Below are 12,063 nucleotides of genomic sequence, written 5' to 3' on the forward strand. Positions count from 1 at the left end.
ATAAGCGATTAATACAATATAAATGATTATCTACATTGACAAACTTAAGAGAATTCTATTATATTTAGTCATATAATACATTAAATCAATGACGGAACAAGTACGTTACAGTCCATTTATAGAGAGAAGCTTCCATATGGCTGAAAGAAGCTTTAAATGAAGGGTAACAGAAAGCTAATCCTGAGAGCAGCTAATCACTGCCGTCTTGCCACGTTACGGCACCATGAGGTGATGAATTGATTGTTATTGTAATCAATTCATAATTAGGGTGGTATCGCGAGTTAACTCTCGTCCCTTTTATAGGGGCGGGAGTTTTTTATATTTAAGGAGGAAAATACAATGAAACAACTAACAGGCGCACAAATTCGTCAAATGTTTTTAGACTTTTTCCAAGAAAAAGGACATGCAGTAGAACCTAGTGCATCACTAGTTCCACATGAAGATCCATCTCTTCTATGGATTAATAGTGGTGTAGCAACATTAAAAAAATATTTTGATGGGCGTGTAATCCCACAAAATCCACGTATTACAAATGCTCAAAAATCAATTCGTACAAACGATATTGAAAACGTAGGGAAAACAGCTCGTCACCATACATTCTTTGAAATGTTAGGAAACTTCTCAATTGGTGATTACTTCAAAGAAGAAGCAATTACATGGGCTTGGGAATTCTTAACGAGCGACAAATGGATCGGATTCGATAAAGAATTACTATCAGTTACAATCCATCCAGAAGATGAAGAAGCATTTACAATTTGGAATGAGAAAATGGGTGTTCCAAAAGAGCGTATTATCCGTTTAGAAGAAAACTTCTGGGATATCGGTGAAGGGCCAAGTGGACCGAATACAGAGATTTTCTATGACCGCGGAGAAGCTTACGGTAATGACTTTAGTGACCCAGAATTATATCCAGGCGGAGAAAACGAGCGTTACTTAGAAGTATGGAACCTTGTATTCTCTCAATTTAATCATAATCCAGATGGTTCATATACACCACTTCCTAAGAAAAACATTGATACAGGGATGGGTCTAGAACGTATGACATCTATCGTTCAAGATGTGCCTACGAACTTTGATACAGATCTATTCATGCCGATGATTGGTGCAACAGAATCAATTTCTGGTGAGAAATACCGTAATGGCGATTTAGAAAAAGATATGGCATTTAAAGTAATTGCTGACCATATCCGTACAGTAACATTTGCTGTTGGTGACGGTGCTCTTCCTTCTAACGAAGGCCGTGGTTATGTATTACGTCGTTTATTACGCCGCGCTGTTCGTTATTCGAAGAAATTAAACATTAACCGTCCATTCATGTTTGAATTAGTACCGGTTGTTGGAGAAGTAATGAAAGACTTCTATCCAGAAGTACTTGAAAAGAAAGATTTCATTGCGAAAGTTGTGAAAAACGAAGAAGAGCGTTTCCATGAAACACTTCATGATGGTGAAGCGATTTTAGCTGAAGTTATTACAAAAGCAAAAGAAGAAAAAACAACTGTTATTTCTGGAGTAGATGCGTTCCGTCTATATGACACATACGGTTTCCCAATCGAATTAACAGAAGAATATGCAGAAGAAGCTGGTATGACAGTTGATCATGAAGGCTTTGAAAATGAAATGGAAAAACAACGTGAGCGTGCACGTGCTGCTCGTCAAGACGTTGACTCAATGCAAGTTCAAGGCGGTGTACTTGGAGAAGTTAAAGTAGCGAGTGAGTTCGTTGGTTACGGTACAGTTGCAACAGAAAGTAACGTTGTTGCACTTGTGAAAAACGGCGAATACACAGACAGTTTACAAGCTGGTGAAGAAGGACAATTAATGCTTGATGTAACACCATTCTATGCTGAGAGCGGTGGACAAATTGCAGACCGTGGTTACCTTCTTGCGGATGGTGTGAAAGTTCTTGTAAAAGACGTACAAAAAGCACCAAACGGTCAAAACTTGCATAAAGTTGTTGTTGAAGAAGGTACATTAACGAAAGATGCGGCTGTAAAAGCTATTATCGATACGAAAAACCGTAGTAGCGTTGTAAAAAATCATACAGCAACTCACTTACTACACCAAGCATTAAAAGACGTACTTGGAACACACGTTAACCAAGCAGGTTCTCTTGTAACTTCTGAACGTCTACGCTTTGACTTCTCTCACTTCGGTCAAGTACAAGCTGACGAATTAGAAAAAATTGAGCGTATGGTAAACGAGAAAATTTGGGAAAGTATTGATGTTGAGATTTCTCAAAAAGCAATCGAAGAAGCGAAAGAAATGGGCGCAATGGCATTATTCGGTGAAAAATACGGAGATGTTGTACGTGTTGTACAAGTTGGCGATTACAGCTTAGAGCTTTGTGGTGGTTGTCACGTTGATAATACAGCTTCTATCGGTATTTTCAAAATCGTTGCTGAGTCTGGTATCGGTGCAGGAACTCGTCGTATTGAAGCAGTAACTGGTAAGTCTGCATACGAATTAATGAACGATCAAGTAGGTTTATTAAAAGAAGCAGCAGGAAAAATGAAAACAAATCCGAAAGATATTTTAACAAGGGTTGATGGTCTATTTGCTGAAGTGAAACAACTGCAAAAAGAAAATGAATCTCTTGCTGCGAAATTAAGCAATATCGAAGCTGGAAACTTAACTGATTCTGTAATGACAGTTGATGGTGTGAATGTATTAGCAGCGAAAGTAAATGTTGCAGATATGAACAACTTACGTACGATGATGGATGATCTAAAAAATAAATTAGAGTCAGCAGTTGTTGTATTAGCGTCTGTTAATGACGATAAAGTAAACATCCTAGCAGGTGTAACGAAAGACTTAATTAGCCAAGGTTACCATGCTGGTAAGCTTGTGAAAGAAGTAGCTTCTCGTTGCGGCGGTGGCGGTGGCGGCCGTCCTGATATGGCACAAGCAGGCGGTAAAAACCCAGCTCAAGTCGAAGAAGCTTTAGCATTTGTACAAGAGTACGTTAAATCTGTTTCAAAATAAAGAGATAGTAGTGTACAATGGTAGGGAGAGGAGAAGTTCTTCTCCCTATACTTACTATATAAGTGAGGTGCTTGAAATGGACGGTTTTGATAAAACAATGAAGTTTAGCATTCAAGATGAAAAACAGAGTGTCCATGTAAATGATGTACTTTTAACTGTGTATGATGCACTTCAAGAAAAAGGCTATAATCCGATTAACCAAATCGTCGGTTATTTATTAAGTGGAGACCCAGCATACATACCTCGCCATAAAGATGCACGTAGCATCGTTCGCAAGCTTGAACGTGATGAAATCATTGAAGAGCTTGTGAAGTCTTACTTGAAACATCATCGTGAGGAGTAGTTTATGCGGATATTAGGTTTAGATGTAGGTACAAAAACAGTCGGAGTTGCAATTAGCGACGAAATGGGCTGGACAGCACAAGGATTAGAAACAATTAAGATTAACGAAGAACGAGGTCACTTTGGTTTTGATCGTATTTCTGAGTTAGTAAAGCAGTACGATGTGGATAAAATAGTAGTAGGTTTACCTAAAAATATGAATGGTACAATTGGCCCACGTGGTGAAGCGTGCCAGCAATTTGCAGAAAACCTACGAGAGCTGTTACAATTAGACGTTGTAATGTGGGACGAGCGTTTGTCAACGATGGCAGCGGAACGTCTACTCATTTCAGCTGATGTAAGCCGTAAGAAGCGAAAGCAAGTAATCGATAAGATGGCTGCAGTCGTAATCTTACAAGGATTTTTAGATAGAAAATAAGAGGTGACCAAAATGGAAGAACGTCAAATTACAATTGTAGACGAAAAAGGTAACGAACATTTATGTGAAATTATTTTCACTTTTGATGCTGAAAAATTTGGTAAAAAATCATACGTAATCTTCTCTCCAATCGGTGAAGTAGATGAAGATGGAGACCCAATTTATGATGCAATGGCTTATGAGCAAAATGAAGAAGAGGGCGGAGTTTTACTTCCAATCGAATCTGAAGAAGAGTGGGAAATGGTACAAGAAACGTTCAACACTATTGCTGATGAGCAAGAAGCTGAATAATAAGTACTGAAAAGATGGACGATATACAGTCCATCTTTTTTTGTATTTATATGTAAAATGAAAGATTTTTTGTCGAAACTGTGTAAGTCTTTGTAGTATAATGAGACGGATTGTAGAAAAATAAAGTGTCTATTAAAAAAGATAAGTGAATTTGTTGCATTTTTACATCGTGCTGTATAGAAAGGTGTACATACGGTCTACAATTAAGTAAGGAGGAAATGTTTTGATAGAGAATCAAGTGAAAAAGAAGCGTAGACGCATCTTTTTATTTTCGATTATTGCACTGCTTTTAGTTTGTGGTTCAGTCTATGCGTATATTTCATCCGCATTAGGACCAGTTGATAGCGGGAATAAAAAAGAGATTGAAGTAGAAATTCCGAAAGGATCATCTACAAGTAAAATTGGAGAAATTTTAGAAGAAAAAGGCGCTGTGAAAAACGGTACAGTTTTTAGTTTTTATACAAAGGCTAAATCGAAAAGTTTACAAGCAGGTACATATTTATTAAATCCTTCGATGAATGCTAAAGATGTTATTGAACAAATGTCATCTGGCAACGTGCATCGTCCAGCTCTTTATAAAGTGACGATCAAAGAAGGAGCGCAAGTAACTGAAATTGCAGAAACGATTGCGACAGAACTAAAGTGGAATAAAGACGATGTTACGCGTCAATTAAACGATAAAGCATTTATTCAAAAAATGCAGCAAAAGTATCCGAAGTTATTAACGGATAAAATCTTTGATAGTAATATTAAATACCCATTAGAAGGTTATTTATATCCTGCGACGTATTCGTTTTATAAGAAAGATACGACGTTAGAAGAAATCGTAATTCCGATGCTTGAGAAAACAAATGCAATCATTGTTCAAAATGAGGCGAAAATGAAAGCGAAGAACTGGGATGTTCATCAGCTTTTAACATTATCTTCACTTATTGAAGAAGAGGCAACTGGTTTTACAGATCGTCAAAAGATCTCTAGTGTCTTTTATAATCGTTTAGCGAAAGGTATGCCGCTTCAAACGGATCCAACGGTATTATATGCACTTGGAAAGCATAAACAACGTGTATTATACGAAGATTTAAAGGTCAACTCACCGTACAATACGTATGTTGTAAAAGGATTGCCGGTAGGGCCGATCGCAAACTCTGGTAAACATTCAGTGGAAGCTGCGTTAGAACCTGCGCAAACAGATTATTATTATTTCTTAGCTGCACCAAGTGGTGAAGTGTACTATGCAAAAACATTAGAAGAGCATAATGCATTAAAGCAAAAATACATTACGAAAAAACAGTGAAATGGGGAGGGATAGCGAAAAAGGTCGCACATCCCTCTTTTTTGTGGTAAAATATATCGGGTTAAAAACTGGCAGAAGAATCGTTTTTAATATCAAAACGGAACGTACAAGCTAAGGGTAAAACTGGCTTGTATTTTTATTGCATTCTATGTGGGAAAAGACGTCATAGAGGCACTTCTCCATGTAAATAAGGAGGACCATTTATGGAGGATGCAGTTAACGAGTACCTATTATCATTTATTGATCCGAAAGATAAATTAATTCTTGAAATGGAAGAATATGCAACAGAAAATCATGTGCCGATTATGGATCGACTTGGAATGGAATTTATGCTGCAATTTTTACGTTTAATTGGACCGAAAAGCATTTTAGAACTTGGAACAGCAATCGGTTATTCTAGTATTCGTATGATGCAAGCTATTCCAAATTCACGTATTGTGACAGTTGAGCGCAATCGTGAGCGATATGAAAAAGCACTTGAATATATAGAACGTTCCCCAGTAACAGATCGTATTTCAGTTATTTACGGTGATGCGTTAGAGACAGGTGAACAAGTAAAAGAACACGGGACATTTGACGTTATTTTTATTGATGCAGCAAAAGGACAGTATCGTCGCTTTTTTGACTTATATGAACCGTTATTAAATCCTGGTGGCGTAATTATTTCAGATAATGTTATGTACCATGGTCTTGTAACGACAAAAGAGAAAATTGAAAACAGACGTACACGTGGTTTAATCCGTCGTATTAAGACGTACAATGAGTGGCTTATGAACCATGAAGGATATGATACAACGATTTTCCCAATTGGTGATGGAGTAGCTGTTAGTAAAAAGAGAGGGTGACCAAGGTATGAAGAAACCTGAATTGTTAGTAACGCCAAGAGCGGTGGCGGATATCGAACTTCTTGCGAAAGCAGGAGCAGATGCGGTAATGATCGGTGAGCAAAAGTTTGGTTTACGTTTAGCAGGGGAGTTTTCACGTGAAGATGTAAAACAAACTGTGAAGATTGCGCATGAAAATGGTGTGAAAGTATACGTAGCAATGAACGCTATGTTCCACAACGATAAAGTAGAAGAATTAACAGATTACGTTTCATTTTTAAATGAAGTAAATGTAGATGCAATTGTTTTCGGAGATCCAGCAGTATTAATGGCTGTTCGCGAAGTAGCGTCAAATATGCAGTTGCACTGGAATACAGAAACGACAGCAACAAACTGGTTCACTTGTAATTACTGGGGACAAAGAGGAGCGAAGCGTGCTGTATTAGCTCGTGAGCTGAGCTTAGATGAAATTGTTGATTTAAAAGAAAATGCTGAAGTGGAACTAGAAGTACAAATTCACGGTATGACTTGTATGTTCCAATCGAAGCGATCATTAGTAGGAAACTACTTTGAGTATCAAGGACGTAATCTTGACATTGAAAAGAAAAAATATGAAGAGAATATGTTCTTATATGACCCAGAGCGTAACAATAAATATCCAATTTATGAAGATGAAAATGGTACTCACATTATGAGTCCGAACGATATTTGTTTCATCGATGAATTAGAGGAACTAATCGAAGCTGAAGTTGACAGCTTAAAAATCGATGGTGTACTAAAAAGCTCTGAATACATTATTGAAGTAACGAAGAAATATCGTCAAGCGATTGATTTATGTGTGGAAGATCGTGATGCATATTATGACGTGAAAGATGCTCTATATAAAGAAATAGAAGAAATGCAACCAGTAAATCGTCCGTTAGACACAGGATTCTTCTTTAAAGAAACGGTTTACTAAACGAGGAGGGTGTAGGAAATGACTGTACAAGAAATTTCACGAGTAATCGATGGCAAGCGCGTTATTGTGAAGAAACCTGAACTGTTAATCCCTGCGGGTAACTTAGAAAAATTAAAAGTAGCTATCCATTATGGGGCAGATGCTGTATATTTAGGTGGACAAGAATTTGGTCTTCGTTCGAATGCAGGTAACTTTACGCTGGAAGATATGGCAGAAGGCGTTGAATTTGCAAAGAAATATGGAGCGAAAATATATGTAACAACAAATATTTTCGCACATAATGAAAATATGGACGGGCTAGAGGAATATTTAAAAGGGATTGAAAAAGCTGGCGTAACGGGAATTATCGTTGCCGATCCGCTTATTATTGAGACGTGTAAACGTGTAGCGCCTTCTGTTGAGGTGCATTTGAGCACACAGCAATCACTATCCAACTGGAAAGCAGCACAGTATTGGAAAGAAGAAGGTTTACATCGTCTTGTATTAGCTCGTGAAGCAAGCTATGAAGAAATGAAAGAAATTAAAGACAAAGTGGATATTGAAATTGAAGCATTCGTCCATGGTGCAATGTGTATCGCATATTCAGGAAGATGTACATTAAGTAACCATATGACAGCGCGTGACTCTAATCGTGGCGGTTGTTGCCAATCTTGCCGCTGGGATTATGATTTAGTTCAAACAGTATCACAACATAAAGATGCAAAAGAGCTTCCTCTATTCCAAGAAGAAGATGCTCACTTTGCGATGAGTCCAAAAGATTTAAATTTAATTTTATCAATTCCGAAAATGATTGAAATTGGAATCGATAGTTTAAAGGTAGAAGGACGTATGAAATCAATCCATTACGTAGCGACTGTAGCAACTGTATATCGTAAAGTAATTGATGCTTATTGTGCGGATCCGGATAACTTTGAGTTTAAACAAGAATGGTTAGATGAGCTTGATAAATGTGCAAATCGTGATACAGCTCCTGCATTCTTTGAAGGGGTTCCAGGACATCAAGAGCAAATGTTTGGAAATCATAGTAAGAAAACAACGTATGATTTTGCTGGTTTAGTGTTAGATTATAATGAAGAAACGGGCATCGTAACGCTTGAGCAACGTAATCATTTCAAACCAGGACATGAAGTGGAGTTCTTTGGACCAGAAATAGAAAACTTTACGCAGACGGTGGAGAAAATTTGGGATGAGGATGGAAACGAATTAGATGCAGCGAGACATCCGTTGCAAATCGTGAAATTCAAAGTGGATCAACCAGTGTATGTGAATAATATGATGCGCAAAAGCATACTTCAATAAGAAAGAGTGGTAGTCGAATGGGGACGAATAAGCCTGTTGTAATTGGAATCGCTGGTGGTTCAGGATCAGGAAAAACAAGTGTAACGAAAGCGATTTTTGACCATTTTAAAGGTCATTCCATTTTAATCTTGGAGCAAGATTATTATTACAAAGATCAAAGCCATTTACCAATGGAAGAGCGTTTAAAAACAAATTATGATCATCCGCTTGCGTTTGATAATGATCTGTTAATTGAACATTTGCAGCAGTTGCTTGCATATGAGCAAATTGATAAGCCTGTATATGACTATACATTGCATACGCGTTCAGAAGAAATTATTCCAGTTGAGCCGAAAGATGTAATTATTTTAGAAGGGATTCTTATTTTAGAAGACCCACGTCTTTGTGAGTTGATGGACATTAAGTTATTCGTTGATACAGATGCTGACCTTCGTATTCTGCGCCGCATGCAGCGTGATATTAAAGAGCGCGGTCGTACGATGGATTCAGTTATTGATCAGTACGTAACTGTTGTACGTCCAATGCACAATCAATTTATTGAGCCTTCTAAGAAATTTGCGGATATTATTATCCCTGAAGGTGGACAAAACCATGTTGCAATTGATATTATGGTGACAAAAATTGCAACAATTCTTGAACAAAAAGTAAATTTGTAATAGCATAGTAAAAGATGTACGGTAGGAAGGGATTTTTTCCCTTCCCATCGAATACAATGAAACATGCAACCTCATCTATATATAGGTGAGGGCATATTTATATCAACTTTCCATACATATCTTCTTTATATAAAGAAGAATTGGAAATACGGGGTTGTATGTGACAACTCCGCTAGTGCAAGGGTACTAGAAACCTCCGCTAACAATGGAAGCGGAGGAGTTTTCATATGGAACTCCTCTTTTTTTCGGGGGATTGGTATATAAAAGGAGTGGAAAATATGTCAACAGAAAAAACATACCCTATGACGCAAGAGGGTAAGCAAAAACTAGAGAACGAACTTGAGCAATTAAAAACAGTAAAACGTAAAGAAGTAGTAGAACGTATTAAAATCGCACGTAGCTTCGGGGACCTTTCTGAGAACTCTGAGTACGATGCAGCAAAAGATGAGCAAGCGTTCGTAGAAGGACGTATTACACAATTAGAAAATATGATTCGTAACGCAGTTATCATTAAAGATAATGGCGAAGTATCTACTGTTGTTACATTAGGTAAAACAGTAACATTTAAAGAATTACCAAACGGAGATGAAGAAGCGTACACAATCGTAGGTAGCGCGGAAGCTGATCCATTTGAAGGAAGAATTTCTAACGATTCTCCAATCGCAAAAAGCTTATTAGGTAAGCAAATTGGTGAGAAAGTAACAATCCAAACACCAGGCGGAGAAATGCAAGTAGAGATTGTCTCTGTAAAATAATAAAAAAATCACTCGTGTAAAAACGAGTGATTTTTTTATTTGTATAAAAGATGAAACACTCCGTCCAAACTATAATAGACGAGGTGTTTTTTTATGAAAATAAAACGGAGAATTACAATTGTTTTAATTTGTTTTATGGGCATTATGTTTTTATTGCTTTGTCGTTTAATTCAAATCCAAATTATAGATACAGAATCATTTACTGATCGCAAAATAAATTTAATTGAAAAAAGTGTTACGCAACGTACGCAATCCATTGCAGTAGACGATGGACGTGGGCAGTTTATAGATCGTCATGGTAAAGAAATAGGTGAGGAAAAGTATCCTGTTTTAATTGTTTTTCCATTTTTACAAATAAAAAATGACATGTTAGAGAAAATCGCGCATATCATTGGTGTGTCGAGACAAGAGATCAGAAGACAAATGAAAAATAAAAAAAATGCATTTATACTGCAAGGGGAAACTGTTCCATTTCGAGTGACACGAGAGCAGATGGAGAAGGTAAATCAATTACATGTATTAGGTATTGTAGCAGCTGAAGTACGATTAAAACAAACTGGAGAGATAAATCATTTAATTGGTGATGTAGGGGAGAACGAAAGAGAATTTCAAAATCGATATGGAGAAGTGAAAAAAATTTCAAAACAAACGCCGATAGGTATTTCAGGATTGCAGCAATCATTTGATGAATTTTTATTGACTGATGGAGAGGCAAAAGTATTGTATCAAGTAGATCGGCAAGGAGAACCGATTTTTGGAAATCAAGCGAAATATACTTCACCAGGAAATCCATTTTACCCAGTTAGGATTCAAACTACTTTACATAAAGGATTGCAGCAAAAAGCAGAAGAAGTGATTGAAGCAAACGAAATAAAGAAGGGGGGATTAGTATTACTTGATGTAAAGACAAATGAAATATTAGCGATGGTCAGTAAACCGTCTTTACAAGTAAGAGATAAGAATTTATATAAGACTACACTTGAAAATCAAATGTTAACGCCACATTTTCCAGGCTCTGTTTTTAAAACAGTAGTTGCAGCGGCAGTCATTGATCAAAAAGTGAATTTGTTTAATCGGACATTTAACTGTAATAAAGATTTATATGGTGAAAACGACCCACAAGTTATGATGGGTACGCTTAACTTCAAAGAGAGCTTTGCTAGGAGCTGTAACAGGACATTTTCTGAGTTAGGTAACGAGCTATTACAAAAGGATAGGACGGTGCTAGAAACATACGTAGCAGCTTTAGGAGCAAATGAAAAGGTTGGATGGAAAGGTTCGGTATTTCATACACCTCATTTTGAGCAAATGCCAGAAGAGAAAGGCACTACTATTTGGGGGAATGAAGAAAATAAAAATAGTAAAAAAGCGGTAGAGCAAACAGCGATTGGACAGAAAGATGTACGTATATCACCTCTAGCAATTGCAAATATGATGGCGACGATTGCGAGGAATGGAGAAAAGATGGAAGTGAAAGCTGTTGAAAAAATAGTATATAAAAATGGAGTGGATTTCTTTACATTTGAGAACCATACGTTACATGGAAAACAGCTTTCGTATGAAACAGTGAAAACATTACAAGAGTTATTAAGAGGTGTTGTAACAAGGGAGAAAGGTACAGGAACGGCATTCCGCTCGTTGCCGCTCAGTGTCGCTGGAAAATCCGGAACAGCGCAAACAGGGAAAGAGACGAGGGTGAATCGCTGGTTTGCAGGTTACTTTCCGTATGAGAATCCAAGATATGCTTTAGTTGTTGTTGATCTAGAGACAGATAGCAAAGTGAATAAAGTTACACCTATTTTTAAAGATATGGTAGGAGCAATCTATCAATTGGAGAATGAAAAGTAATCTTGCAATTTATAGTGAATTGTTTTCATTTCATGAAAATATCATTGTAAATGTTCAACCTTTCTAGATTTAATGTTACAATAGCAATTAGGAAAAACTGCATGGAGGTTTGGAGAATGGCAGGAGGATCAAGATTCCAACAGAAACAACAAAAACGTCGTCAAAACGGTGTTTTAAATATTGCAATCGCTATTGTGTTACTATTAGTAGCTATTGTAGCATATCAATTGTTCGTTCCTAATACGAAAGAGCAAGCATCTTCTAGTGATAAGAAAGTCTCTCAACAAACAACAAAGAATGAGAAAGCTGGAAAATCAGAAGATAAAGCATCTGCTAAGAAAAAAGAAAAAGAGCAAGAGCAAGCAGAAGCTAAGCAAAAAGCTGAAGAAGAGAAGT

At 37.0% G+C, this 12,063-nt stretch carries 11 protein-coding genes, 1 pseudogene and 1 other annotated feature; all 12 genes and pseudogenes read left to right on the forward strand.

The window, feature by feature from the left end:
• The first annotated feature begins 79 nt into the window (after positions 1-79).
• Positions 80-299, forward strand: a binding site (T-box leader).
• Between the two features lie 40 nt (positions 300-339).
• Positions 340-2,982: an alanine--tRNA ligase gene (gene alaS / locus MR170_RS15805; protein WP_016080215.1), complete on the forward strand. Its 2,643-nt coding sequence runs from the start codon at positions 340-342 to the stop codon at positions 2,980-2,982.
• A gap of 76 nt (positions 2,983-3,058) precedes the next feature.
• Complete coding sequence (locus MR170_RS15810) at positions 3,059-3,325, forward strand: IreB family regulatory phosphoprotein (protein ID WP_000348591.1); 267 nt, start codon at positions 3,059-3,061, stop codon at positions 3,323-3,325.
• A gap of 3 nt (positions 3,326-3,328) precedes the next feature.
• Complete coding sequence (gene ruvX, locus MR170_RS15815; RefSeq protein WP_001221190.1) at positions 3,329-3,742, forward strand: Holliday junction resolvase RuvX; 414 nt, start codon at positions 3,329-3,331, stop codon at positions 3,740-3,742.
• Positions 3,743-3,754: 12 nt separating this feature from the next.
• Entirely contained in the window at positions 3,755-4,033 is a 279-nt protein-coding gene (locus MR170_RS15820; protein ID WP_000392731.1) for a DUF1292 domain-containing protein, read from the forward strand.
• Between the two features lie 223 nt (positions 4,034-4,256).
• Entirely contained in the window at positions 4,257-5,327 is a 1,071-nt protein-coding gene (gene mltG, locus MR170_RS15825) for an endolytic transglycosylase MltG (protein WP_016080216.1), read from the forward strand.
• Positions 5,328-5,530: 203 nt separating this feature from the next.
• Positions 5,531-6,172, forward strand: a complete 642-nt coding sequence (locus tag MR170_RS15830; protein ID WP_000389102.1) for an O-methyltransferase — start codon at positions 5,531-5,533, stop codon at positions 6,170-6,172.
• A 7-nt stretch (positions 6,173-6,179) separates the two neighbouring features.
• Positions 6,180-7,109 carry a peptidase U32 family protein gene (locus tag MR170_RS15835; RefSeq protein WP_016080217.1) on the forward strand — a complete coding sequence of 310 codons (930 nt, stop codon included), beginning with the start codon at positions 6,180-6,182 and terminating at the stop codon, positions 7,107-7,109.
• Positions 7,110-7,127: 18 nt separating this feature from the next.
• Positions 7,128-8,408 carry a peptidase U32 family protein gene (locus MR170_RS15840; RefSeq protein WP_000217961.1) on the forward strand — a complete coding sequence of 427 codons (1,281 nt, stop codon included), beginning with the start codon at positions 7,128-7,130 and terminating at the stop codon, positions 8,406-8,408.
• 17 nt (positions 8,409-8,425) lie between these two features.
• Positions 8,426-9,064, forward strand: coding sequence for a uridine kinase (gene udk / locus MR170_RS15845; RefSeq protein WP_000537080.1), 639 nt, complete (start codon positions 8,426-8,428; stop codon positions 9,062-9,064).
• A 278-nt stretch (positions 9,065-9,342) separates the two neighbouring features.
• On the forward strand, positions 9,343-9,819 hold the full coding sequence (gene greA / locus MR170_RS15850; RefSeq protein WP_080117279.1) for a transcription elongation factor GreA: 477 nt from the start codon (positions 9,343-9,345) through the stop codon (positions 9,817-9,819).
• Between the two features lie 93 nt (positions 9,820-9,912).
• Complete coding sequence (locus MR170_RS15855; protein ID WP_043938437.1) at positions 9,913-11,667, forward strand: peptidoglycan D,D-transpeptidase FtsI family protein; 1,755 nt, start codon at positions 9,913-9,915, stop codon at positions 11,665-11,667.
• A gap of 116 nt (positions 11,668-11,783) precedes the next feature.
• A pseudogene (locus MR170_RS15860) lies at positions 11,784-12,063 on the forward strand (YrrS family protein); the annotation flags it as partial.

Origin of the sequence: Bacillus cereus group sp. BfR-BA-01524, from assembly GCF_022662595.1 — a bacterium.
GTDB lineage: Bacteria > Bacillota > Bacilli > Bacillales > Bacillaceae_G > Bacillus_A > Bacillus_A thuringiensis_S.